This is a genomic window from Pseudomonas sp. FDAARGOS_380 (genome assembly GCF_002591235.1).
In the GTDB taxonomy this organism is placed as follows: Bacteria; Pseudomonadota; Gammaproteobacteria; order Pseudomonadales; family Pseudomonadaceae; genus Aquipseudomonas; species Aquipseudomonas salmasensis.
In genome coordinates this window covers 1,237,016-1,261,325 of record NZ_CP023969.1, presented here as the reverse complement: position 1 = coordinate 1,261,325, position 24,310 = coordinate 1,237,016, and the positions used below count along the sequence as shown (strand labels likewise).

Sequence of the window (24,310 nt, the reverse complement as noted above, 5' to 3'; positions counted from 1 at the left end):
TCGGTGGTTCACACCTGTTCTCTGTAGGAGCGAGCTTGCTCGCGAAAAACGCCAGAACACCGCGTTTAACCAGAGTACCTGCGTTATCGTTGACGATCTTCGCGAGCAAGCTCGCTCCTACAGAAAACACAGGCAAAAAAAGCCCCGCCAAGTGGCGGGGTTGAGGTACGAGCGTGGCGCTCGGAAATCGGTGTGGCAAGGGCCTTCCCGGTAACAGGAAGGCCTTGCGCCTTACAGCAGGATGGTGCGGATGTCGTTCAGCAACTGGCTCAGGCGCTGGGTGAAGCGCGCAGCCGCGGCGCCGTTGATCACGCGGTGATCGTAGGACAGCGACAGTGGCAGCATCAGCTTGGGCTGGAACGCTTTACCGTCCCACACAGGCTGGATGGTGGCCTTGGACACACCCAGGATCGCCACTTCCGGCGCGTTGACGATTGGCGTGAAGCCAGTGCCGCCAATGTGGCCGAGGCTGGAGATGGTGAAGCAGGCGCCCTGCATGTCGTCCGGGGTGAGCTTCTTGTCGCGGGCCTTGGCAGCCAGTGCGGCCGCTTCGCCAGCCAGTTGCAACAGGCTCTTCTGGTCGACGTTCTTGATGACCGGTACCAGCAGGCCATCCGGGGTGTCGACCGCAAAGCCGATGTTCACGTACTTCTTGCGAATGATCGCCTTGCCGCTTGGCGCCAGCGAGCTGTTGAAGTCCGGCAGTTCCTTGAGCAGGTGTGCACAGGCCTTGAGCAGCAGTGGCAGCACGGTCAGCTTCACGCCGGCCTTCTCGGCCACGGCTTTCTGCGCAACGCGGAACGCTTCCAGGTCGGTGATATCGGCCTGGTCGAATTGGGTCACGTGCGGGATGTTCAGCCAGCTGGCGTGCAGGCCTGCCGCGCCGATTTGCATCAGGCGGGTCATCGGCACTTCTTCGATTTCGCCGAAACGGCTGAAATCCACGGTACGGATCGGCGGAATGCCCGAACCACCGGTAGCGCCGCCGGCAGCCGGAGCTTCCTTGGCTTTTTGCATCATGGCTTTGACGTAAGCCTGCACGTCTTCCTTCAGCACACGGCCGTGAGGGCCGCTGGCTGCAACAGCGCTCAGCTCGACGCCGAATTCACGGGCCAACTGACGCACGGCTGGGCCGGCGTGAACCTTGGCACCGCTTGGCGCAGGTGCGGCAGCCGCAGGGGCTGGCGCAGCTTCGGCTTTTGCGGCCGGCGCAGGGGCAGCAGCGGCAGGTGCCGCTTCAGCCTTGGCCGCCGGAGCAGCAGCCGGTGCGGGTGCGGCGGCTGGCGCAGCACCTTGTACTTTGAGCTTGAGGATGAAGTCACCGGTGCCGACTTCGTCTTCCAGCTTGACCGCAATGCTTTCCACCACGCCGGCAGCCGGCGATGGGATCTCCATGGAGGCCTTGTCGGACTCCAGGGTGATCAGCGACTGGTCGGCTTCGACGGTGTCGCCGACCTTGACCAGCAGCTCGATGATCTTGGCCTTGCCCGACGAGCCGATGTCCGGGACGTGAATGTCCTGGACGGTCGCGGCGGCAGGTGCAGCAGCGGGGGCTGGAGCAGCCTCGGCAGCGGCAGGTTTTTCAGCAGCAGGTGCAGGTGCAGCGGCGGCCGGAGCCGCGGCCGCAGGGGCTGCATCAGCAGCACCTTCGATTTCCAGTTCCAGCAGCTCGTCGCCTTCTTTCAGGCGGTCGCCCAGCTTCACCTTCAGGCTCTTGACCACGCCGGCCTTGGGAGCAGGGATTTCCATGCTCGCCTTGTCCGACTCCAGGGTCAGAATGCTCTGGTCGGCTTCGACGGTGTCGCCGACCTTCACAAACAGCTCGATTACTTCACCTTCACCGCTGCCGATGTCAGGTACGCGAATGAGTTCGCTCACAAAAAATCTCCTCAGCAGTCCAGTGGGTTGCGTTTTTCCGGGTTGATCCCGAACTTGACGATAGCGTCAGCCACCACCTTAGGTTCGATCTCACCACGGTCAGCCAAGGCTTCCAGGGCTGCCAACACCACGAAGTGACGGTCGACTTCGAAGAAGTGACGCAGCTTCTTGCGGCTGTCACTGCGGCCGAAACCATCGGTGCCCAGGACTTTGAATTCCTTGGACGGGACCCACTGGCGAATTTGTTCAGCAAACAGTTTCATGTAGTCGGTAGAGGCAATGACTGGACCCTTACGGCCGGCCAGGCACTCTTCGACGTAGCTCTTGGCTGGCTTCTGGCCAGGGTGCAGGCGGTTGCTGCGCTCCACGGCCAGGCCGTCACGGCGCAGTTCGTTGAAGCTGGTCACGCTCCACACGTCGGCACCGACGTTGAACTCGTCACGCAGGATCTTCGCCGCTTCACGCACTTCGCGCAGGATGGTGCCGGAGCCCATCAGCTGTACGTGGTGCGCCGCTTCCTTGGTGTCTTCTTCGAGCAGGTACATGCCCTTGATGATGCCTTCTTCCACACCGGCCGGCATGGCTGGCTGCTGGTAGGACTCGTTCATCACGGTGATGTAGTAGAAAACGTCCTGCTGCTCTTCGGTCATCTTCTTCATGCCGTCCTGGATGATCACCGCCAGCTCATAGCCGTAGGTTGGATCAAAGGTGCGGCAGTTCGGGATGGTGGCAGCCAGGATGTGGCTGTGACCGTCTTCGTGTTGCAGGCCTTCGCCGTTCAGCGTGGTACGGCCGGCGGTACCGCCGATCAGGAAACCACGGGTGCGGCTGTCGCCAGCGGCCCAGGCCAGGTCGCCGATACGCTGGAAGCCGAACATCGAGTAGAAGATGTAGAACGGCAGCATTGGCTGGTTGTGGCTGGAGTACGAAGTACCGGCAGCGATGAAGGAGCTCATGGCGCCCGCTTCGTTGATGCCTTCTTCGAGGATCTGGCCCTTCTTGTCTTCCTTGTAGAACATCACCTGGTCTTTATCGACTGGCTCGTAGAGCTGGCCGACGGAGGAGTAGATGCCCAACTGACGGAACATGCCTTCCATACCGAAGGTACGGGCTTCGTCCGGGATGATCGGAACGATGCGCGGGCCGATGTCCTTGTCCTTGACCAGCTGCGCCAGAATACGCACGAAGGCCATGGTGGTGGAAATTTCACGGTCGCCCGAGCCGTCAAGGATAGCCTTGAGGGTGCTCAGGTCTGGCGTCGGTACGCTGAAGCTGTTGGCACGGCGCTGTGGCACGAAACCGCCCAGTGCACTGCGACGCTCGCTCAGGTAGCGGGCTTCGGCGCTGTTTGGCTCTGGCTTGAAGAACGGCAGGTTCTCCAGCTCTTCGTCCTTGACCGGAATGTCGAAGCGGTCGCGGAACAACTTCAGGCTGTCGACATCGACTTTCTTGGTGTTGTGCGCGGTGTTCTTCGCTTCGCCGGCACCGGTACCATAACCCTTGATGGTCTTGGCCAGGATGACGGTCGGTTGTTCTTTGTGGTTGACCGCTTCGTGGTACGCCGCGTAGACCTTGTACGGGTCGTGGCCGCCACGGTTGAGCTTCCAGATTTCGTCGTCGGACAGGTCGGCAACCATCGCCTTGAGTTCAGGCGTGTTGAAGAAGTGTTCACGAACGAACGCGCCGTCTTTGGCTTTGTAGTTCTGGTACTCGCCGTCGATGACTTCGTCCATGCGACGTTGCAGGATACCGTCGACGTCCTTGGCCAGCAGTGGGTCCCAGAAGCGGCCCCAGATGACTTTGGTCACGTTCCACTGAGCACCGCGGAACACGCCTTCGAGTTCCTGGATGATCTTGCCGTTGCCGCGAACCGGGCCGTCGAGGCGCTGCAGGTTGCAGTTGATGACGAAGATCAGGTTGTCGAGCTTTTCGCGGCCGGCCAGGGAGATGGCGCCCAGGGATTCCGGCTCGTCGCACTCGCCGTCGCCCAGGAAACACCAGACTTTCTGCTTGCCTTCAGGGATGAAGCCACGGGCTTCCAGATACTTCATGAAGCGTGCCTGGTAGATCGCCTGGATCGGGCCCAGACCCATGGAAACGGTCGGGAACTGCCAGAAATCAGGCATCAGCCAAGGGTGCGGGTAGGACGACAGGCCCTGACCGTCGACTTCCTGGCGGAAGTTGTTCATTTGTTCTTCGCTGATGCGACCTTCCATGAACGCACGGGCGTAGACGCCTGGCGAGGTGTGGCCCTGGAAGTAGATCAGGTCGCCGCCGTGTTCGTCGGTCGGGGCCTGGAAGAAGTAGTTGAAGCCGATGTCATACAGGGTTGCGCTGGAAGCGAAGCTGGAGATGTGACCGCCCAGGTCCGAATCTTTCAAGTTCGTGCGCATTACCATCGCCATGGCGTTCCAACGTACCAGCGAGCGAATGCGGCGTTCCATGAACAGGTCGCCAGGCATGCGTGCTTCGTGGGTAACGGGGATGGTGTTGCGGTATGGCGTAGTGATGGCGTAAGGCAGTTGCGAGCCGCTGCGGGTCGCGAGTTCGCCCATACGGGTCATCAGGTAGTGAGCACGGTCTTCGCCTTCTTTGTCGAGAACCGATTCCAGGGCGTCCAGCCATTCCTGGGTTTCGACGGGATCGAGGTCTTGCATGGCTTGCTCCAGGGCGGAAAGGCTACCAGAATCGGTTGCCTGAAGTTTGCGACTGGCCTTGTGGGCAGACGACATAAATTCTTGGATGGCCGAAGGTTGCTTCGGCGTCCTGTAGTTTTACTACAAATCGTCGGCCATTTCAGCCTTTCGAATGTATATACGAGTAGTAAAACTACACAAGACTGAGCGTATGGCTCGGTCTTGCTGGTGAGCATAATCGTTATTGTTGGTCTATTGCGAACAAGAAAAGGTGAAACTTTGATGTTGCCTGCCAAGATTAATTTAATTTCAGCTATTTCTAACCTTTGTTCGACAGTCCTTCACCGAGCATGGCTCTTGCCTTCACAACTACACGCCATTTACACGCCGATCAAGGATAGACCATGAGCCTTCCAACGCTGGCCGAACTGCCGGCCATTCTGTTGCCTTACGCCAACCGGGCCGAGCAGTCATTTCGTGACGCGGTGGCCGCGCTGGATGACGATCATGGCCTTTCTGCGTGGACGCCGCAACGGTGCGCCGACTTTGCCCGCGTGTGCGCCGCCAGTGATTTCGTCATTGAACAGAGTGTTCGTGACCCTTTGATGTTGCTTGAGCTGGCGGCCTGGGGCGAGCTGGACCGCGGGTTTGCGCCCGGCGAGCTGTGCAGCCAGATAGCCGGTGCCGTGCAACAGGCCGAAACAGAAGACGAGCTGGGCCGCGTGCTGCGCCGCCAGCGCACGCGCCAGCAGGTGCGCATCATCTGGCGCGACCTCACACGCCAGGCCGACCTGGTGCAAACCTGTCGCGACCTGTCCGACATGGCCGACGCCTGCATCGACCAGGCCTATCAATGGCTGTACCAGCGCCACTGCGCCCAATTCGGCACGCCGACCGGCGCACGCAGTGGCGAGGCGCAGCACATGGTCATCCTCGGCATGGGCAAGCTCGGTGCGGTGGAGCTGAACCTGTCGTCGGATATCGACCTGATCTTTGCCTACCCCGAAGGCGGCGAAACGGTAGGCGTGAAGCGCGCCCTGGATAATCAGGAGTTCTTTATTCGCCTTGGGCAAAAACTGATCAAAGCGCTGGACCCGATGACCGTCGACGGTTTTGTCTTTCGCGTCGACATGCGCCTGCGTCCCTACGGTTCGGCCGGCGCGCTGGTGCTCAGCTTCAACGCGCTGGAGCAGTACTACCAGGACCAGGGACGGGACTGGGAACGCTACGCCATGATCAAGGCGCGGGTGGTGGCCGGCGACCAGGTGGCGGGCGCGCAACTGCTCGACATGCTGCGCCCGTTTGTCTATCGCCGTTATCTGGACTTTTCGGCCATCGAAGCGCTGCGCACCATGAAGCAGCTGATCCAGCAGGAAGTGCGGCGCAAGGGCATGGCCGACAATATCAAGCTGGGCGCGGGCGGCATTCGTGAGGTGGAATTTATCGCCCAGGCATTCCAACTGATCCATGGTGGCCGTGACCTCAGTCTGCAGCAACGCCCGCTGTTGAACGTTCTGGGCACCCTGGAAGGTCAGGGTTATTTGCCCGCGGCGGTGATCAGCGAGCTGCGCAGCGGTTACGAGTTTTTGCGTTACACCGAACATGCGATCCAGGCGATTGCCGACCGCCAGACGCAAATGCTGCCGGACAGCCCTGAAGACCAGGCGCGCATTGCCTTTATGCTGGGCTTCAGTGACTGGGCCGCGTTCCACGAGCGCCTGATGTACTGGCGTGGCCGCGTGGACTGGCACTTTCGCCAAGTGATTGCCGACCCTGATGAAGAAGAGGGCGAAGAAAGCGAATTGGTGGTCGGTGGTGAATGGTTGCCGCTGTGGGAGGAATCCCAGGATGACGACGCCGCGTGTCGCCAATTGAGTGAAGGCGGTTTCACCGATGCCCCCAAGGCCCTCAAGGCCTTGGCCAGCCTGCGCGCCAGCCCGCAGTTGCGCGCCATGCAGCGCCTGGGGCGCGAGCGCCTGGATGCGTTTATTCCGCGCCTGTTGGCCCAGGCCGTTGAACATGCCAACCCGGACCTGGTGCTGGAGCGCGTGTTGCCGCTGGTGGAAGCCGTCGCCCGGCGTTCGGCCTACCTGGTGCTGCTGACCGAGAACCCCGACGCCCTGCGTCGCCTGCTGACCCTGTGCGCAGCCAGCCCGTGGATCGCCGAGCAGATCACCCGTTTCCCGCTGTTGCTGGATGAATTGCTCAACGAAGGCCGCTTGTTCAAGCCGCCGCTGGCGCCGGAACTGGCCGCGGAGTTGCGCGAGCGCCTCACGCGCATTCCCGAAGATGACCTTGAGCAACAGATGGAAGCCTTGCGTCATTTCAAACTGGCGCACCGCTTGCGGGTGGCCGCTTCGGAAATCGCCGGCAGCCTGCCGTTGATGAAGGTCAGTGACTACCTCACCTGGCTGGCCGAAGCCATTCTTGAACAAGTGCTGGCCCTGGCCTGGCGCCAGACGGTCGCCCGTCACGGCTCGCCGCAGCGACTGGACGGCACCCTGTGCGATCCTGGCTTCATCATTGTCGGTTATGGGAAAGTCGGCGGCATCGAACTGGGGCATGGTTCGGACCTGGACCTGGTGTTTATCCATGACGGCGACCCCCAGGCCGAGACGGACGGTGCCAAACCGATCGATGGCGCGCAATTCTTTACACGCCTGGGCCAGCGCATCATTCACCTGATGACCACCCAGACCAACTCTGGCCAGCTGTATGAAGTGGACATGCGCCTGCGACCTTCCGGCGCCTCCGGCTTGCTGGTGAGTTCCCTGGGGGCGTTTGACCGCTATCAACAAAATGAAGCCTGGACCTGGGAACATCAGGCCCTGATCCGCGCACGGGTGCTGGTGGGCAGCCAGGATGTGGGCCAGGCGTTCGAGCAGGTACGGGCTAACGTGTTGGGGCGTGAGCGGGACTTGGAGACGCTGCGCCAGGAGGTCAGTGAGATGCGTGCCAAGATGCGTGACAACCTTGGCACCAAGGCCACGACGGCCGGTAGGGGCGCCAATGCCTTCGAGGCCACGGCGCTGTTCGACCTCAAGCAGGACGCCGGAGGTATCGTCGATATTGAATTTATGGTGCAATACGCGGCTTTGGCGTGGTCTGCGCAACATCCATCGTTGCTGCGCTACACCGACAATATCCGCATTCTGGAGGGCCTGGAGCAGGTCGGGCTGATGCCCGCCGCCGATGCCCATTTGCTGCGTGAGGTGTACAAGGCCTACCGCTCCGCCGCGCACCGCCAGGCTTTGCAGAACGAGGCCGGCACGGTCGCCGGGGACCAGTTCGCCGACGAGCGGCGACAGGTGATGCGAATCTGGCAAGCGCTGGGCTTGAGCTGAAACACTATTAGGGCGGGGAGGCATAAGCCTCCCCGCATCGTTTGTGGAAACTACATGAATATTCTGATCGTTGGGCCCAGTTGGGTCGGTGACATGGTGATGGCACAGACACTGTTTCAGTGCCTGCGCCTGCGCTATCCAGACTGCCAGATCGACGTGCTCGCCCCTGAGTGGAGCCGGCCGATCCTTGAGCGTATGCCAGAGGTGCGCAAGGCCTTGAGCTTCCCGCTCGGCCACGGCGCCCTGGAGCTGGCGACCCGCCGACGCATCGGCAAATCCATGGCCGGCCAGTACGACCAGGCGATCCTGCTGCCTAACTCGCTGAAGTCGGCGCTGGTGCCGTATTTTGCCGGTATCCCCAAGCGCACCGGCTGGCGCGGCGAGTTTCGCTATGTGCTGCTCAATGACGTACGCACCCTGGATAAAGCCCGCTACCCGTTGATGATCGAACGCTTTATGGCGTTGGCCTACGAGCCGGGCGCTGAACTGCCCAAGCCGTACCCGCGCCCCAGCTTGCAGATCGACCCGGTGACCCGCGACGCGGCGTTGGCCAAGTTTGGCCTGACCCTGGATCGGCCCGTATTGGCTCTGTGCCCTGGCGCCGAGTTTGGCGAGTCCAAGCGCTGGCCGTCGGAGCATTACGCCAAAGTTGCCGAGACGAAGATCCGCGAAGGCTGGCAGGTGTGGCTGTTCGGTTCCAAGAACGATCATTCGGTGGGTGAAGACATCCGCCAGCGCCTGATTCCCGGCCTGCGTGAAGAGGCGGTGAATCTCAGTGGTGACACGTCCCTGGCCGAGGCCATCGACCTGTTGTCGTGCGCCGACTCGGTGGTGTCCAACGACTCCGGCCTGATGCATGTGGCGGCGGCGCTGAACCGTCCGCTGGTGGCCGTGTACGGCTCCACATCTCCAGGCTTCACTCCGCCGTTGGCCGACAAGGTCGAAGTGGTGCGCCTGGGTCTGGATTGCAGCCCGTGCTTTGAGCGTACCTGCCGTTTCGGCCACTACAACTGCCTGCGCCAGTTGCTGCCCCAGCCGGTCACCGATGCCTTGCAGCGTTTGCAGGGCGACGTGGTCGAGGTTCATTGAGTTGCGGGTTCTGGTAATCAAGACCTCATCCCTGGGCGACGTGATCCATGCCTTGCCGGCCCTCACCGACGCAGCGCGGGCGATTCCCGGCATTCGGTTCGATTGGGTGGTGGAAGAAGGCTTTGCCGAAATCCCCACCTGGCACCCGGCGGTGGACAAGGTCATCCCGGTGGCGATTCGCCGCTGGCGCAAGAACCTCTGGCAAACCGTCAAGAGCGGTGAATGGCGGCGCTTCAAGCAGGCGGTGCAGTCGACCAAATATGACCTGGTGATCGACGCCCAGGGCTTGCTTAAAAGTGCCTGGCTGACCCGTTATGTGCGGGCGCCCATCGCCGGCTTCGATAAAGATTCTGCGCGAGAACCTCTGGCTGCGCGCTTTTACTCCCGGCGCCTGGCTGTGGCCCGTGGGCAGCATGCGGTGGAGCGCTTGCGCCAGCTGTTCGCCGTGGCGCTGGGCTACGACCTGCCCCAACGCCTGGGTGACTACGGCCTGAGCGTTGAAAAACTGCTCGGCCTGCCGCCAAAAAAGCCGTTTGTATTGCTGCTGCACGGCACCACCTGGGACACCAAGCACTGGCCCGAAGCCTATTGGCGCGAGCTGGCCGAACGCATGGGCCGTCTGGGCGTGGATGTAAAGCTGCCGTGGGGCAACGCCGCCGAAAAGGCGCGGGCCGAACGCCTGGCCCTGGGCCTGCCCAACGCCGAAGTGTTGCCCAAGCTCAACCTGGCGGGCGTGGCCCGCATATTGGCAAGCGCCCGTGCCTGCGTGGCCGTCGACACTGGCCTCGGCCACTTGGCGGCGGCATTGGACGTGCCGACCATTTCCCTGTTCGGCCCCACCAACCCAGGCCTCACCGGCGCCTACGGCAAGGGCCAGATTCACTTGGCCAGCGACTGGCCATGTGCGCCTTGCCTGCAAAAACAGTGCACTTATCAACCCACTGCCGACGACCTGCGGCGGTTCGACATCGCGCGCGAGTCGCCCCTGTGCTTCACGCGCTTGAACCCTGAGCGTGTCGCAAGCCGGCTGAGCACGTTGTTACTGGCCGAGGAGCAGCACTGATGCAACTGGCTTTTGTTCTGTACAAGTACTTCCCTTTCGGTGGCCTGCAGCGCGACTTCATGCGCATCGCCCTGGAGTGCCAGCAGCGCGGCCACAGCATTCGGGTGTACACCCTGATCTGGGAAGGCGACATCCCGCCAGGCTTTGAGGTGCTGGTAGCGCCGGTCAAGGCCTTGGTCAACCACCGCCGCAACGAAAAGCTCTACGCCTGGATTCAGGCCGACCTGGCCAAGCGCCCGGTGGACCGTGTGGTGGGGTTCAACAAGATGCCGGGGCTGGACCTGTACTTTGCCGCCGACGGCGTGTTCGAGGACAAGGCCCAGACCCTGCGCAACCCGATGTACCGCTGGTTCGGGCGCTACAAGCACTTTGCCGAATACGAGCGCGCCGTGTTCGATAAGAACGCCAAGACGCAGATCATGGTGTTGTCCGAGCATCAGCAGCAGTTGTTCACCCAGTATTACGGCACCCAGGCCGAGCGTTTTCACCTGTTGCCACCGGGGATCGCCCGCGACCGCCGAGCGCCGCCGAACGCCGCCGAGATCCGCGCCGAGTTCCGCGCTGAATTTCGCTTGGCTGAAGATGATTTGCTGTTGGTGCAGATCGGTTCGGGGTTCAAGACCAAGGGCGTCGACCGCAGCCTCAAGGCGCTGACCGCACTGCCTTCGCGCCTGAAGAAACGCACCCGGCTATTTGTAATCGGCCAGGACGACCCCAAAGTATTCCAATTGCAGAGCGCGGCGCTGGGCCTGGGCGACCAGGTGCAGTTCTTCAAGGGCCGCAATGATATTCCGCGCTTCCTGCTGGGGGCCGACCTGTTGATTCACCCCGCGTACAACGAGGCGGCCGGCATGGTGCTGGTCGAAGCGGTGGTCGCCGGCCTCCCGGTACTGGTGAGCCAGGTGTGCGGCTATGCGTTCTACATCGACAAGGCCCAGAGCGGCCGGGTGTTGGACGAGCCGTTCGAGCAAACCCAGCTCAACCAGTATCTGGTCGATATGCTCGACGACCCACAAGCGCGTGCGACCTGGAGTCGCAATGGTCTGGCCTTCGCAGAAACGGCCGACCTCTTTAGCATGCCGCAGTACGCTGCGGACCTGATTCTGGCGGAGCCAAACCGATGAAGTTGATTCTAGCCGAACCCTTCAAGACCCTCTGGGCCGGGCGCGATGCGTTCGCCGAGGTCGAGAAGCTGGAAGGCCAGGTGTTCCGCGAGCTGGCCGCTCGCCGTACGTTGCGTACGGTGGTCGAGGGCCAGCCTTATTTTGTGAAGATCCACCGTGGGATTGGCTGGGGCGAAATCCTCAAGAACCTGGTCACTGCCAAATTGCCGGTATTGGGCGCGGGCCAGGAGTGGGTGGCGATCCAGCGCTTGCAGGCGCTTGGCGTACCGACCATGACCGCCGTGGCGTTCGGTGAAAAAGGCAGCAACCCGGCCGACCAGCACTCGTTCATCATCACCCAGGAACTGACCCCCATCATCAGCCTGGAAGACCTGACCCTGGACTGGGTCAAGCAACCGCCCGTGCCGGCCATCAAGCATGCCTTGACCCTTGAGCTGGCGCGTACCGTGGGCGCGATGCACCGCGGCGGCGTCAACCACCGTGACTGCTACCTGTGCCATTTTCTGCTGCACACCGACCGGCCCATCAGCGTCGACAATCTCAAGCTGTCGGTGATCGACCTGCACCGCGCCCAGGTGCGTGCGACGATCCCCGTGCGCTGGCGCAACAAAGACTTGGCCGGCCTGTATTACTCCGCGTTGGAGATCGGCTTGACCCAGCGTGACAAGCTGCGTTTTCTCAAGGCGTATTTCCAGCAGCCGCTGCGCCAGATCCTGGCGGAGCAAACCGCGCTGCTGTCTGCGCTGGAACGCATGGCAGCAAAGCTGTATGCGCGTAAACAACGATACGGGGATGCGATCTGATGGCGGGTTGGAACCTGGAACCTGCCTACGCCGCCCTGGCGGATGACTTTGGAAGCCTGGACGCGGTGTTCGCCCTGCAAGGCGAGCGGCTGACCCGCGACCCGTTGTCGGAAGTGATCCGGGTGGAACGTGGCGGGGTCAATTATTACGTCAAGCGCTACGTAGGCGCCGGCAAGGGCCTGCGTCGTTACCTGGGCCGGCCACGGGTGAAATCCGAATGGCAGAACCTCAAGCGCTTCGCCAAGTGGGGCATCCCCACTGCCGATGTGGTGGCCTGGGGCCTGGACCGCAAGGGCCTGGCCTATAACCGTGGCGCGATGATCACCCGCGAATTGCCCAAGACCGAAGATCTGTCGGTGCTGGCCGAGCGTCACGATGAGCGCCTCAAAGACCCCCGGTGGGTCGATGGCATCAGCCGCCAGCTCGCCGAATACACGCGCACCATGCACGATCACCGCTTCACCCATAACGACTTGAAGTGGCGCAACCTGCTGGTGGACGACCAGCGCACGCTGTACCTGATCGACTGCCCCAACGGTGATTTCTGGCGCGGTTTCTGGCTCAAGTACCGCATCACCAAAGACCTGGCCTGCCTGGACAAAGTCGCCAAGTATCACTTGTCGGCCACCCAGCGCCTGCGCTTCTACCTGCAATATCGCCAGCGCGCGCACCTGACCGCGTCGGACAAACAGCGAATTCGCCATGTGGTGAAGTTTTTCGAGGGACGCGAATGAGTGACTTCCTGGCGGCCGAAGACCGCGCTCTGCTTGAGCGCAACGGCCTGGCGACCTTCGACGCCCTGTGGGCCAAGCAACTGGATGCGGTGGACGAGCCGAACACCAGCGGCGACGGTTGGAGCAGCGTGTATCGCCTGGAGCTTGAGGGGCAGGGTTACTACCTCAAGCGTCAGAGCAACTACCTCACGCGCACCTTGCACCGCCCGTTTGGCGAGCCGAGTTTTGCCCGCGAGTTTCGCAACATCAGCCTGTATCGAAAGCTCGGCATCCCGGCCCTGCAAGCGGCGTTCTTCGGTGAGCGCAAGGTCAAGGGCGAGCGCCGGGCGATGCTGCTCACCCGTGCGCTGGATGGCTGGAATGACCTGGACTCGTTGCTGGAGCAGTGGTCGCAATTGAGCGCAGCCCAGCACAGTGCGATCCTGTTGGCGTGCGGCAAGCTGGCGCGTCATCTGCACAGCGTCGGGCAGGTGCATGGCTGTTTTTACCCCAAGCATATTTTCCTGCAGCCTGCCGGTGTGGGGTATGCCGCGCAGTTGATCGACCTGGAGAAAACCCGCCCGCTGCTGTTTGGCTGGCGTGACCGGGTCAAGGACCTGGAACCGCTGCTGCGCCGCGCGCCGCAATGGTCGGATGCGCAGGTGCGCCAACTGCTGGCGGCGTACCTTGAGCAGCCCGAGGACAGCGCCTTGGTCGCCACTTGGCACCAGCGCCTGACCGCACGCCGCAGCCACAAGGAGAACCGCTGATGCGCTTATCCGAGCTGAAAACGGCTGGGCGTACCCCCAGCCTGCCGCTGACCCTCGACCTGGCGGATGCCGCCGGCCCTGGGCAATTGCAATTGCTGAGCCTTTTGCGGGTGTTGCCGGGGCAGCGCTATGTGGGCGCCGCCGTGTGGCGTGGTCGCCCGGTGTTGGCCAAGTTGTTGGTGGGCAGCAAGGCGGCGCGGCATTTTCAGCGTGAGCTCACAGGTGTACGCCTGTTGGCTGAGCAAGGCCTGACCACGCCGTTGCTGTTGGCCGATGGCTTGCAGGACGGCGAGGGCGGTTGGCTGCTGTTTGAATTTATCGAGGGGGCCCAAAGCCTGTCCGGCGCTTGGCTCGCCGTCGAAAACCTGCCGCCATTGGCGGACGAACAAACCGCCGTGCTCGCCGAAGCGCTGGGCGCGATTGCCCAGATGCATGCCAAGGGCCTGTGGCAAGAAGACCTGCACCTGGACAACCTGCTGCGCAAAGACGGCAAGCTGTACTTGATCGATGGCGCCGGCATTCGTGTCGAAGAGGCGGGCAAGCCGCTGTCGCGCAATCGCGTGCTGGAGAACCTCGGGGTGTTCTTCGCCCAACTGCCGAAGAACCTTGAGCCGTTTACCGAAGAGTTGCTGGTGTATTACCTGCTGGCCAACGGCGAACACGCCTTGCCAATGCAAGCCCTGGAAAAGCAGGTGCATAAAGTCAGCGCCTGGCGCTTGAGAGACTACCTGGACAAGACCGGCCGCGAGTGCACGCTGTTCAGTGTGGTGCGCGGCGCTTTTGGCCTGCGTGCGATCCGCCGCGAAGAAGAAGCCGCCATGGTGCCGGTGCTGGAGCAAGCCGATGCGTTGCTCGACCAGGGTCACCTGTATAAGACCGGTGGCGCGGCGAGCGTGGCCAAGGTCGACGTGGCCGGCCGACCGCTGGTGATCAAGCGCTACAACATCAAGGGCTTTACCCACTGGCTCAAACGCTTCTGGCGCCCAAGCCGCGCCTGGCACTCCTGGCGCGAAGGCAACCGCCTAGCTTTCCTGGGTTTTGCCACACCCAAGCCGTTGGCGGTGCTGGAGAAACGGTTCCTGTGGTTGCGCAGCCGTGCCTACTTGGTCACCGAGTACCTGCCGGGGCCGGACATCATCGAGCGCTTTGCGCCGTATGTGGAAAGCGGCGATGCGCCCGAGAGCGAATTGCAGGCGCTGGACCAGTTGTTTGCCGACTTGATCCGCGAGCGCATCAGCCATGGGGATTTCAAAGGCCATAACCTGTTCTGGAACGACGGGCGCTGGGCGATGATTGACCTGGATGCCATGTGCCAGCACGCCTCGCTGTCCAGCTTCGCCCCTGCGTATGCCAAAGACCGTGCGCGATTTATGCGTAACTGGCCGCAGGGCAGTGCGCTGTACCAGGTGATTGACCAGCGCTTGCCCAAAGAGGCGGATGTCGGCAGTTAAACCTATCGCGGGCAAGCCCGCTCCCACACTTGATCTGTGAACGCAGTCAAAATGTGGGAGCGGGCTTGCCCGCGATGGCGCCCGTCCAGGCGCTGCATTCAGAACTGGTACTGCGCCCCAGCCCCCGCATACCACGAGCGCCCCGGCGCGGCTTCGTAATAGCGGCCATTGCCGTCGCCCACAATTACCGACCCTACGTACTGACGGTCCAGCAGGTTATCCAGGCGCAAGGTCTGGTGAAAGGTCCAGTGCTCGACCTTCTGCTCAAACCGTGCGCGCCAGTTGAAGACGCTGTAGGCCGGTGCGGCGTGTTGCTGGTTGGTGTCTTCCACGTAGACCTTGCTGCGGTACAGGCCTTCGATGGCCGTGCTGACCCAGTCCCGTGGTTTCCAGTTCAGTTCGGCGAACAGGGTGGTTTGTGGCACGCCGGGGAGGTAGTTGCCTTTGTCGATGGTGTTGGCGCCGCTGGCAAAATCGCTGTCGTAGGTGGCGTGCAGGCGGGTGTAGGCGAGGCTGGTGCTCCAGTGGTCGCTCAGTTGGCTTTCAACACCTAGTTCGAAGCCGCGGCGCAATGTGCGACCGGCGTTCTGGTAGCTGGTACGGCCACCGATGGATTGCTGCACCACCAGTTCGTCCTCGGTGGTGATCTGGAAAACGGCGGCGTTGATCCGTGTGTTGTTCAGTTGCGCTTTCACACCCATTTCATATTGCGTACTTTCAGACGGCTTCAAGCCGAAGTTGAAGCCCTCGGCGTTGCCCGGTGCATAGGCCAGCTCGGCCTGGGTCGGGGTTTCAAAGCCTTTGCCTGCGCTGATGTAGCCATGCAGGTCGGGGGTGAACGCATACATCACGCTCATCGATGGCGTGTTCTTCTGGTAGGTCTTGTTGCCGCTGGCGTCGCCATTGCTGAGGAACTGATCTTCAACGTCCATCTGCATCGTGCTGTGGCGCACGCCGGCTTGCAGGGTCCAGCGGTCGAGGGCCCAGTTGGCTTGGATATACGGGTCGAGGCTGCGAGCCGTGTCGATTTCGTCGCGGCGTAGTTGGCCTTTCACGCCGAGGGTGTTGCCGCTGTAGTTCTGATAACCATGGCGGCTGTCTTCGCTTTGATCGAAGTCCAGGCCGGTAATGATCATCAGCTCGCCAGGCGCGCTTTCGATGGGCTGCATCCAGCGTACGCTGCCGCCGTAGAACTTACGGTCAAATTGCACCACGCCACCGCCGCGTTCGTTGGCGGGCGTGCCCTTGGGGATCGACAGGTACTGAATCACACTACGGCGCCCGGTATAGGCATTGACCTGCAAGGTCGCGCCACCGAAGTACCGCTCGTAATTCATCCCCAATTGCTGATGATCGATACTTTTGCGCGTGTTGTAGTTCAGCGCATTGGCGCTTACCGAACGCGGGTCGGCCTTGTACGCTGCCCAGGTCTGCCCCAGTGGATCTTGCGTACCGTTCTGCTCCAGGCTGCTGTAGATCAAGGCCAGCTTGCTGTCGTCATCGGGCTGGAAATTGAGCTTGGCGAAGGTCTGGTCGCGGCGCGCGCTGCTGTGGTCGCGGTAGCCGTTGGTGTCCATGCGCGAGGCGTCGAGCACAAACCCGGCGCCGTTCGCCGCACCCTCGGCGCTCAGGTGGTTCTTGTTCAGCCCGTCGCTGCCCACCAGGGTTTCGGCGCCGATACGCGGCGGGCCTTCGCCGTCGCGGGAGAACATCTGGATCACGCCGCCGGCGTTGCTGCCATACAGCGTCGCCGCCGGACCGCGCAGCACTTCGATGCGCTCGGCGGTGTCGAGGTTGAAGGTGGCGGCCTGGCCCTGGCCGTCCGGGGTACTGGCGGGGATGCCGTCGGCGATCAGCTTGATGCCGCGCACGCCAAATGCCGAACGGGCGCCGAAGCCGCGGGAAGAAATCTGCAGGTCCTGCGCGTAGTTCTGGCGGTTCTGCACCACCAGGCCGGGTACGCGGGACAGGGCTTCGGAGGCGTTAATGCCCAGTTGGCCGTCACTGATCTGCTCGCGGCTGATGCCATCCACGGAATAGGGTAAATCAAACGTTGGGCTAGCGCTGCGCGAACCGCTGACGACGGTGGGGGCGAGGGTCAGTGGCGAATCATCGCCCTGCACGGTGCTGCTCAAGGCCAGCAGGCCAGGCAGCAAGAGGGAAAAACGAGCGTGCATTTTTTTCATAAGGCAGCCAGAGTCTTGGGCACGCATAGCGAAGGCGCGCAAAAAGTGCGCAAGTTTAAACAGTCAGGCAGGTTTTACCATTTCGGATTTTTCCTACGCAATGCAGCGGCGTCTCTCGGGTGAATGAGCCAATCTCTCGGTGCTAGCGTGGCTGATCGTTTGCGAGGCTAGGATATGACAAGAAAAATAATGGCTGCACTGGGTGTAAGTGTCGCTGTGCTGTTATTAAGCGGCTGTGGAACTGTTAATAGCGTCATGCGCAAAGAGGGCGACACGGCGCGTGAGCTCAGGCTCGCAAAAACCTATTGCCAATCCATTCCCCGCGCTTACAGCGGCGTGGCCTTTGATTTCTGCATGCTGCACGCGGCCCCGGACCCCACCGGGTTCCTCATACCCTTAGTGCTCGTAGATATTGCGGTGTCCGCGGTTGCCGATACGGTGGTTTTGCCCTATACGATTTATCGACAATCGGCCGACGGTAATATCAGCATCTATTGGCGTCCGGGCCGTTCATAAGCCTATGGGTATAAAAGCACCTGCCCAGCTCATCTACTGGGCGAAAGGAGTTGTCCGTGAGTCGTGGTTTCAAAATCCTGCTGGTTTCAACCTTGTTATTGGCCTCCGGCTGCGGAACGATCAATACCGTCTTTCGTCCGGATGCCGTGGCCAGCCAGAACCTCAAGGAGTCACGCAGCCACTGCGAAAACGTGCCGCGTATCTACAGTGGGGTGATTTACGGCTTTTGTACCCTCAATGGCGAGCCTGCACCGGACAAAAGCCTGAAGGACCAAAGCCTGCTGGATCGCCAAGGCAATGCCTTCCCGATCATCGCAATTGAATTTGTCGCCTCTGGTGTCATGGACACCCTGATGCTGCCTTATACGATCTACCGCCAGAACAAGGACGGCAGCATCGAGATCTTCCGCTAGCCCCTCTCGGCGCTTGCCGCTAACAGCTTCCCACTGCTTTTAAGCTATAATCCCGCCCTTTAGCTGTTTCCCGCCCGTGCGGGAAGCACACTTTTTTCAGGCGCGATGCGCCTGCATGCAGACTAAAAGAGGCTAGACCCCAGTGGCATTGACGATTCTTGGCCTGTCCGGCGCCCTTAGCCATGATCCTTCCGCAGCCCTGTATATCGACGGCAAGCTGATTGCGGCCGCCGAAGAAGAGCGCTTCGTACGCGACAAACATGCAAAGAACCGCATGCCCTACGAGTCGGCGAAGTTCTGCCTGGAGCAGGCCGGCATCAAGCCTTCGGACGTTGACGTGGTGGCGATCCCGTTCGCCCCGATCAGCCTGTTCGGCGAGGCGCGCTGGCACTACGCCAAGCGTTACTGGTACGCCCCGGACCGCGCCCTCGACGCGATCCTGATGGGCAACCGTCGCTACAAGCGCTATCGCAACAAGATCGTCTGGTGCCTGGAACAACTGGGCTTCGATCCGAAGAAAATCAAGATCGAACCGGTTGAACACCACCTGGCTCACGCCTCCAGTGCCTACCACTGCTCGGGCTTCCAGGAAAAAACCGCGATTCTGGGCATTGACGGCAAGGGCGAGTACGCCACCACCTTCTTCGGCTACGGCGAAAACGGCAAGATCCACAAGATCAAAGAATTCTACGATCCGGACTCCCTCGGCGGCCTGTACGGTGCTATCACCGAGTTCCTCGGTTTCGAGATGCTCGACGGTGAGTTCAAGGTCATGGGCATGGCGCCGTACGGCGATGCCAGCAAATATGACTTCTCGCGCCTGGCCTCCTTTGAGAACGGCGAGTTGGTGATCAACACCGACTACGCCAACGTCATCGGCCTGCGCCGCTACAAAGAGAAGGGCAAAGGTTTCTACTTCTCGCCAAAACTGATCGAGTGGCTGGGCCCCAAGCGCGAAGGCGACATCGCCGACGAGCCGTACATCCACTACGCGGCCAGCATGCAGGCGCTGTTCGAAAAACTGGCCTTGCAGATGATCGACCATTACCTGGGCGACATCCTCAAGGACACCGGCAAGCTGGCCTTCGCCGGCGGCTGTGCGCTGAACGTCAAGCTGAACCAGAAAATCATTGCCCGTGACGACGTCAAAGAGCTGTTCGTGCAACCGGCCTCCGGCGATGCCGGTACCGCTGTTGGCGCGGCTGCCTATGTGTCCCACGCCCGTGGCGTACCGGTCGAGAAGATGGAGCACGTTTACCTCGGCCCGTCCTACAGCAACGAAGACGTGATTGCCGCGTGCGCCAAGCACGAGAGCAAGCCGAACTGGCGCAAGATCGAGAACATGCCTAAGCGCATTGCCAAGATCATGGTCGACGGCAACCCGGTGGCCTGGTTCCAGGGCCGCATGGAGTTTGGCCCGCGTGCGTTGGGCGGTCGTTCGATCATTGGTTGCCCAAGTGCGACCGGCGTTGCAGATCGCATCAACCACCAGATCAAGTTCCGCGAGCGCTGGAGGCCTTTCTGCCCGTCGATGCTGGACACCGTGGCCCCGCAGATGATCAAGGTCGATCACCCAGCGCCGTTCATGACCTTCACCTTTGAAGTTGCCGAAGAGTGGAAGACCCGCGTACCGGAAGTGGTGCACGAAGACGGTACTTCCCGCGCCCAGGTGCTCAAGCGCGAATACAACCCGCGCTACTACGACATGATGAAAGAGCTGGAAGTGCTGACCGGCAACGGCGTGTCCCTGAACACCTCGCTCAACCGTCGTGGCGAAGCGATGATCTGCTCGCCGACCGACGCGCTGAACATGTTCTTCGGTTCGGACCTGCAGTACCTGATCATGGAAGACATCCTCGTGGTCAAAGACGGCGTAGACCCTTATGACGCCGTGGTTTAAATGCTGAACCGCTTCCAGGGCTGGCGTGAACGTGGCTGGGCGCCTGTCGAGGCCGAGGTTTACGCCCAGGCCTGGCAGCGTTACGGCGGCAGCGTGGCGACCCATCCCCAGGTGATCGAACGGCTGGCCGGCCTGGCGCAGATACCCGTGCGTTACCTGGGCTGGGAGCAAGGTGGTGAGCTCAAGGGGGCAATCGCCACCTGGGGCCGCGACCTGGCGCTGTCCAAGGACGTACTCAAGCGCAGCGGCAAGAAAGGCCTGTTTGACCTGGGCAACGCCGAGATCATCCTGCCGATTGCCGCCGATGCGCAGGTGCCGTTGCGGCATCGTGCGCGCTACCTCTCGGCGCTGAACGAGGGGCGCGTGAGCACCCTCAAGCCCCAGGCCGAGCAGTTGGCCATGGCGCGTACTCCTGAAGACCTGTCGAAGAAGTTTCGCTACAACCAGCGGCGTGAACTGCGCCTGTTGGAAGAGGCGGGCGGCGTGGTACGGGCGGTCAGTGAGTTCTCGAGCGTAGAACTGGCGGCGATTTATTGCGATCTGTTCCAGCGCCGTTGGGGCTTCCCGGCGGCGGGCGCGGCGCGCCTGGCCGAGGTGCTGGAGTTGCTCAAGGAGTTTTTGTTCGGCTCGGTGCTGTTTCTGAACGACGCGCCGATTGCGGTGCAATTGGTGTATCAGGTGCAGTCCAACGAGTGGTTCAGCGCCGAGTATGTCAACGGCGGCGTCGACCCTGAAACCCGTGCGTTCAGCCCCGGCAGCGTGCTGAGTTTTCTCAATACCCAAAGTGCCTGGGAACAGGCGCGGGCGGCGAACAAGTCGCTGCGCTTCTCCTTCGGGCGTTCCGACCGCGAATACAAAGAGCGCTGGTGCAACCCGGTGCCGGTGTTCAGTGTATGAGCCGTAAACAGCAATTGCTCAAGCGTCATCGGCGTAACAAGCGTATTGCGCTGTTGATCGGCGTGCTGGTGCTGGTCGCGACCGGCGTACTGGTGGCCTGGTGGTTGCCGCTGATCCTTGCGGTGCTGCTGTGGGCCGCCCATGAGGCCTGGTTTGCCGATCACCTGTTTTACTCGCCCAAAGACAGCTATGAGTACGCGTTCCCGGCCGGCAGCGAACAGCCCGGCTTGCGTCTGGAGGCGGGCCTGCTGCTGCTGGATGCGCCGCTGGCGGCGGATGAAACGCTGATCGTCGGCGTTGAGTTGAAAAGTACCTGGCTGGGGCGTTTCTTCGACCCTGCGGTGGACCTGTTGGGCCTGGCAAGCCCGGACCGCCAAGCCTTCGAGCGCGGCGTCGCTGGGCGGCGTTATCTGAACCTGACCGGCGCCGCCGAAGCCTTGGCCGCGGGCAAGCTCCAATTGCGCGGGCGTTTTTGCCGGATCAAGGGCCAGCCGACGCTGTGGCGCTTTCGCCAGCCGGACTATCGCCAGCAACGTGTGATGGTGATCGCGCCCCATGCCGACGATGCCGAACTGGCTGCGTTCAGCCTTTACAGCCAGGCGACTGAAAGTTGGATCGTCACGCTGACGGCCGGTGAAATCGAGGCCGAGCATTATCAGCATATGGGCCTGCCCAAGGCTGAAGCTGCGCGCCTAAAGGGCCGTTTGCGCGCCTGGGACAGCGTCGCCGTGCCGCGCTGGGCGGGCGTACCCGAGGCGCAATGCGTACAGTTGGGCTACTTCTGCATGCAGTTGCAAGCCATGCAAGCCGCGCCGGATCAGCCGCAAGCCTCCCGCGAAGCGGATTTGGCCGATACGCGGCTGTTTCGCCAGTTCAATGGTTTTGCCCTGCCTGGCGATGCTGATGGCGCGCCGACCTGGCACAACCTGATCGCCGACCTGCGGGCGCTGCTGCTCAAGGCGCGGCCCCAGGTCATCGTCTTGCCCACGCCGTTGCTGGACCCCCACGCCGACCATATCTGCGCCCACGCGGCAGTGCTGGAAGCCTTGCAGGGGCTGGCGTGGCAGCCCGACACATTGCTCGGCTACGCCAATCACCTGCATGATAACGACCGTTGGCCCATGGGCGATTCCGGCGCTGGCGTGGCGTTGCCGCCGCGTTTCGATAGCGCTGTGGAGCTGGTGCCGTGCAGTTTCGCCCTCGCCTTGAGCCAGCAGCAGGACAAGGCCATGGCCCTGGGCATGATGCACGACCTGCAGCCGCCAGCGCCGTTCAAGCGTCGAGTGCGTAGGTGGTTGCAGCAACTGCTGGCGGGCCGTAGGCCGTCGCCCTATGGCGAGAACGAATTCTTTCGCAAGGCCGTGCGCCGTCACGAGCTGTTGTGGGTCCTGAAGCAGGACTGAGAGCCGATTGAAGGCAGGCCGGTATGCGCCTGTCGCCCTTTTTACCGGGCTGCGTGCCCGTAGCCAGATCGCTGCATGGAGAGTTATGAAGCCTCGTTTCAAGGTTTTGCAGTTACAGCCGGACTACAACGTCAAGACCCATGACTTCGCGGACTTGGGTGAGCAAATCGTCAAATCCCTGCCGGCTGAGCGCTTTGAGGTGACCTCCGGATTTCTCAGCGGGCGCCCGCTGCCCGGCCAGCCCCTGAGCGTGGCCGAGCACTCGCATTATTTCGAGCTGCCGGAGAAGTCCCTCAAGGGCATTCGCTTTGGCGCCATGTGGCAGATCTACAAGTACTGCCGCGAGCAGAAGTTCGACGTGGTCATCTGTAACCGCTTCAAGTCGGTGAACATGATGCTGTCGCTCAACCGCTGGTTGAAGATCCCGCTGTGCATCGGCATCTCCCACGGCTTTGGCGAGTACGCCCGTGGTTACCGTCGACGTCAGACCCAGCGCTGGGTCAGCCCGGCGTGGCGCTTTGTCGGTGTGTCCGAAGCGGTCAAGGACTACCTGGTAGATCTCAATTGCGGCTTCACCCGTGAGAACACTACCTACGTCACCAACGCGATCGACATTCCCCAGGCAGAGGCTTTGCAACTGTCCCGCGAGGACGCGCGCAAGGCCCTGGGCCTGCCCATGGATGCACGGATGATCGGCGCACTGGGGCGCCTTGTGCCGATCAAAGGCCATACCCATCTGCTGCAAGCCTTCGCCACGCTCAAGGACAAATACCCTGAGGCGCAGGTGGGCATCATTGGTTCCGGCCGTGCCGAAGCCGACCTGCGCGCCGACATCGAGCGCCTGGGCCTGACCGGCCGTGCGCACTTGCTGGGCTTTCGCGAAGACGGCATGAAGTACGTGCGCGGCTTCGATATCTGGACCATGCCATCGCTGTTCGAAGGCCTGGGCCTGGCCCTGCTGGAAGGCATGAGCGGCCATCTGCCGGTGATTGCCTCCAACGGCCCGGCGATGCTGCCGCTGGTGCAGGGCGCGGGCGGCTTGTCCCACGACCCGGGCAACGTCGAACAACTGGCTGCAGCCCTGGACACTTACCTGGCGCTGAGCGATGAACAATTACGTGCCAAGGGTGAAGAGGTGTTCCGCTATCTGGAGGCCAACCACACCCTCGACGAGTTCAAGCACAAGTACCTGACCCTGATTGAAACCGGTTTGCGTGAAGTAGGTAGAGCATGAATCAGCCACAACCCCTGGTCTCGGTGATCATCGCCTCCTACAACCATGGCCAGTACATCGAGCAAAGCATTCTCAGCGTGTTGGGGCAGACCTACCCCAATATCGAGCTGCTGGTGGTCGACGACGGCTCCAAGGATGACAGCGTCGAACGCATCCGGCGTTTGCAGGCCGAGCACGGCTTTGATTTCCAGGTGCAGCAGAACCAAGGGCTCAGCGCCACCTTGAACGGTGCGATTGCTCGCGCCAAGGGCAGCCTGATCGCACCGTTCGGCTCGGATGACATCATGTTGCCGGACCGTCTCGCCACCCAGGTGGCGTATATGGACGGCAAGCCGAAGGTGGGCATGTGTGCCGGCAATATCGAGCTGATCGACGGGGACGGCAACCTGCACCCGGAGAAGAAACAGCGTCGCGACGTGCCGTTTCGCCGTCTGGACTTCGACGACCTGTTCCTGGACCGCAAGCCGTTCCCGCCGGCGCCGACCATGCTGATTCGTCGGGAAGTGCTGGAGGAGGTCGGCGGTTTCGATCCGCAGATTCCCCTTGAAGACCTGCTGATCCAGCTGAAGATTACCGCTGCGGGCTACACTATCGACGCCCTTGACGTGGTGATGGCCCAGTATCGCCAGCACGCCAGCAACACGTACAAGAACCACCGCTACATGATCCAGAACATCCTCAAGACCTACGCCAAGTTCAGCGAGCACCCGGCCTATGACGCGGTTCGCTACAACTTCCTGAACTCGATGTTCCTCAAGACCGCTGACCGCGACCGCCCGTTGGCGCGGGAGATTCTCAAGCAGATCCCGTTGAAGTTCTGGGGGCGCAAGACCTTGCGTGGGCTGGTGCGGTTGTATCTGGCACCGCTCAAAAACTGAATCGCCACCACA

Annotated in this window: 18 protein-coding genes; 15 read left to right on the top strand and 3 right to left on the bottom strand. The window is 61.8% G+C overall.

Going from position 1 to position 24,310, the window contains the following annotated elements:
* Positions 1 to 231: 231 nt before the first annotated feature.
* Together aceF and aceE are read right to left on the bottom strand one after the other, a co-directional pair.
* Positions 232 to 1,878, bottom strand: coding sequence for a dihydrolipoyllysine-residue acetyltransferase (aceF, locus tag CRN80_RS06065; RefSeq protein ID WP_098949752.1), 1,647 nt, complete (start codon positions 1,876 to 1,878; stop codon positions 232 to 234).
* 11 nt (positions 1,879 to 1,889) lie between these two features.
* The gene (gene aceE / locus CRN80_RS06060; protein ID WP_003187985.1) at positions 1,890 to 4,535 is read right to left on the bottom strand and encodes a pyruvate dehydrogenase (acetyl-transferring), homodimeric type; all 2,646 of its coding nucleotides are present in this window, start codon (positions 4,533 to 4,535) and stop codon (positions 1,890 to 1,892) included.
* A gap of 383 nt (positions 4,536 to 4,918) precedes the next feature.
* Here aceE and glnE point away from each other — a divergent pair, with 383 nt between their 5' ends.
* From glnE to CRN80_RS06020, 8 genes are read left to right on the top strand one after another with little or no spacing between them, the layout of a single operon-like run.
* Positions 4,919 to 7,858 (top strand): bifunctional [glutamate--ammonia ligase]-adenylyl-L-tyrosine phosphorylase/[glutamate--ammonia-ligase] adenylyltransferase, encoded by a 2,940-nt coding sequence (gene glnE / locus CRN80_RS06055; protein ID WP_098949751.1) that lies wholly within the window; start codon positions 4,919 to 4,921, stop codon positions 7,856 to 7,858.
* Between the two features lie 54 nt (positions 7,859 to 7,912).
* Positions 7,913 to 8,947 carry a lipopolysaccharide heptosyltransferase II gene (waaF, locus tag CRN80_RS06050; RefSeq protein WP_032893896.1) on the top strand — a complete coding sequence of 345 codons (1,035 nt, stop codon included), beginning with the start codon at positions 7,913 to 7,915 and terminating at the stop codon, positions 8,945 to 8,947.
* 1 nt (position 8,948) lies between these two features.
* The gene (waaC, locus tag CRN80_RS06045) at positions 8,949 to 10,010 is read left to right on the top strand and encodes a lipopolysaccharide heptosyltransferase I (RefSeq protein WP_032893895.1); all 1,062 of its coding nucleotides are present in this window, start codon (positions 8,949 to 8,951) and stop codon (positions 10,008 to 10,010) included.
* Complete coding sequence (locus CRN80_RS06040; RefSeq protein ID WP_098949750.1) at positions 10,010 to 11,134, top strand: glycosyltransferase family 4 protein; 1,125 nt, start codon at positions 10,010 to 10,012, stop codon at positions 11,132 to 11,134. Before waaC ends, CRN80_RS06040 begins: the two co-directional genes overlap by 1 nt.
* Positions 11,131 to 11,937, top strand: a complete 807-nt coding sequence (gene rfaP / locus CRN80_RS06035) for a lipopolysaccharide core heptose(I) kinase RfaP (protein WP_014716628.1) — start codon at positions 11,131 to 11,133, stop codon at positions 11,935 to 11,937. The genes CRN80_RS06040 and rfaP overlap by 4 nt, the downstream gene beginning before the upstream one ends.
* Positions 11,937 to 12,671, top strand: coding sequence for a lipopolysaccharide kinase InaA family protein (locus CRN80_RS06030; protein WP_003187993.1), 735 nt, complete (start codon positions 11,937 to 11,939; stop codon positions 12,669 to 12,671). Before rfaP ends, CRN80_RS06030 begins: the two co-directional genes overlap by 1 nt.
* Positions 12,668 to 13,420, top strand: a complete 753-nt coding sequence (locus CRN80_RS06025) for a lipopolysaccharide kinase InaA family protein (RefSeq protein WP_098949749.1) — start codon at positions 12,668 to 12,670, stop codon at positions 13,418 to 13,420. Before CRN80_RS06030 ends, CRN80_RS06025 begins: the two co-directional genes overlap by 4 nt.
* Positions 13,420 to 14,871 (top strand): lipopolysaccharide kinase InaA family protein, encoded by a 1,452-nt coding sequence (locus CRN80_RS06020; protein WP_098949748.1) that lies wholly within the window; start codon positions 13,420 to 13,422, stop codon positions 14,869 to 14,871. Before CRN80_RS06025 ends, CRN80_RS06020 begins: the two co-directional genes overlap by 1 nt.
* A 98-nt stretch (positions 14,872 to 14,969) precedes the next feature.
* Here the strand turns inward: CRN80_RS06020 and CRN80_RS06015 are convergent, their stop codons facing one another.
* Complete coding sequence (locus CRN80_RS06015) at positions 14,970 to 17,057, bottom strand: TonB-dependent receptor (RefSeq protein ID WP_098949747.1); 2,088 nt, start codon at positions 17,055 to 17,057, stop codon at positions 14,970 to 14,972.
* 189 nt (positions 17,058 to 17,246) lie between these two features.
* On the opposite strand from CRN80_RS06015, the gene CRN80_RS06010 reads away from it, so the two are divergent.
* The 7 genes from CRN80_RS06010 (at position 17,247) to CRN80_RS05980 (ending at position 24,298) form a co-directional block, all read left to right on the top strand.
* Positions 17,247 to 17,573 carry a YceK/YidQ family lipoprotein gene (locus tag CRN80_RS06010; protein WP_098949746.1) on the top strand — a complete coding sequence of 109 codons (327 nt, stop codon included), beginning with the start codon at positions 17,247 to 17,249 and terminating at the stop codon, positions 17,571 to 17,573.
* A 56-nt stretch (positions 17,574 to 17,629) separates the two neighbouring features.
* A complete protein-coding gene (locus tag CRN80_RS06005) occupies positions 17,630 to 17,986 on the top strand; it encodes a YceK/YidQ family lipoprotein (protein ID WP_032893888.1) in 357 nt (118 codons plus the stop codon).
* A gap of 142 nt (positions 17,987 to 18,128) precedes the next feature.
* The gene (locus tag CRN80_RS06000) at positions 18,129 to 19,886 is read left to right on the top strand and encodes a carbamoyltransferase (RefSeq protein ID WP_014716634.1); all 1,758 of its coding nucleotides are present in this window, start codon (positions 18,129 to 18,131) and stop codon (positions 19,884 to 19,886) included.
* Positions 19,887 to 20,783: a GNAT family N-acetyltransferase gene (locus CRN80_RS05995; protein ID WP_032893887.1), complete on the top strand. Its 897-nt coding sequence runs from the start codon at positions 19,887 to 19,889 to the stop codon at positions 20,781 to 20,783.
* Complete coding sequence (locus tag CRN80_RS05990) at positions 20,780 to 22,186, top strand: PIG-L family deacetylase (RefSeq protein WP_098949745.1); 1,407 nt, start codon at positions 20,780 to 20,782, stop codon at positions 22,184 to 22,186. The genes CRN80_RS05995 and CRN80_RS05990 overlap by 4 nt, the downstream gene beginning before the upstream one ends.
* 85 nt (positions 22,187 to 22,271) lie before the next feature.
* Positions 22,272 to 23,420, top strand: a complete 1,149-nt coding sequence (locus CRN80_RS05985) for a glycosyltransferase family 4 protein (protein ID WP_014716637.1) — start codon at positions 22,272 to 22,274, stop codon at positions 23,418 to 23,420.
* Positions 23,417 to 24,298 (top strand): glycosyltransferase, encoded by an 882-nt coding sequence (locus tag CRN80_RS05980; RefSeq protein WP_098949744.1) that lies wholly within the window; start codon positions 23,417 to 23,419, stop codon positions 24,296 to 24,298. The genes CRN80_RS05985 and CRN80_RS05980 overlap by 4 nt, the downstream gene beginning before the upstream one ends.
* The last annotated feature ends 12 nt before the right edge of the window (positions 24,299 to 24,310 follow it).

What these genes read in the sequence shown, in the direction of transcription:
- CRN80_RS06015 (WP_098949747.1), bottom strand. Translation starts at nt 17,057, where the DNA reads ATGAAAAAAATGCACGCTCGTTTTTCCCTCTTGCTGCCTGGCCTGCTG.
- waaF (WP_032893896.1), top strand. Translation starts at nt 7,913, where the DNA reads ATGAATATTCTGATCGTTGGGCCCAGTTGGGTCGGTGACATGGTGATG.
- CRN80_RS05995 (WP_032893887.1), top strand. Translation starts at nt 19,887, where the DNA reads ATGCTGAACCGCTTCCAGGGCTGGCGTGAACGTGGCTGGGCGCCTGTC.
- CRN80_RS06025 (WP_098949749.1), top strand. Translation starts at nt 12,668, where the DNA reads ATGAGTGACTTCCTGGCGGCCGAAGACCGCGCTCTGCTTGAGCGCAAC.
- CRN80_RS05990 (WP_098949745.1), top strand. Translation starts at nt 20,780, where the DNA reads ATGAGCCGTAAACAGCAATTGCTCAAGCGTCATCGGCGTAACAAGCGT.
- CRN80_RS06020 (WP_098949748.1), top strand. Translation starts at nt 13,420, where the DNA reads ATGCGCTTATCCGAGCTGAAAACGGCTGGGCGTACCCCCAGCCTGCCG.
- CRN80_RS05980 (WP_098949744.1), top strand. Translation starts at nt 23,417, where the DNA reads ATGAATCAGCCACAACCCCTGGTCTCGGTGATCATCGCCTCCTACAAC.
- CRN80_RS06040 (WP_098949750.1), top strand. Translation starts at nt 10,010, where the DNA reads ATGCAACTGGCTTTTGTTCTGTACAAGTACTTCCCTTTCGGTGGCCTG.
- aceE (WP_003187985.1), bottom strand. Translation starts at nt 4,535, where the DNA reads ATGCAAGACCTCGATCCCGTCGAAACCCAGGAATGGCTGGACGCCCTG.
- rfaP (WP_014716628.1), top strand. Translation starts at nt 11,131, where the DNA reads ATGAAGTTGATTCTAGCCGAACCCTTCAAGACCCTCTGGGCCGGGCGC.
- CRN80_RS06010 (WP_098949746.1), top strand. Translation starts at nt 17,247, where the DNA reads ATGGCTGCACTGGGTGTAAGTGTCGCTGTGCTGTTATTAAGCGGCTGT.
- CRN80_RS05985 (WP_014716637.1), top strand. Translation starts at nt 22,272, where the DNA reads ATGAAGCCTCGTTTCAAGGTTTTGCAGTTACAGCCGGACTACAACGTC.
- glnE (WP_098949751.1), top strand. Translation starts at nt 4,919, where the DNA reads ATGAGCCTTCCAACGCTGGCCGAACTGCCGGCCATTCTGTTGCCTTAC.
- CRN80_RS06030 (WP_003187993.1), top strand. Translation starts at nt 11,937, where the DNA reads ATGGCGGGTTGGAACCTGGAACCTGCCTACGCCGCCCTGGCGGATGAC.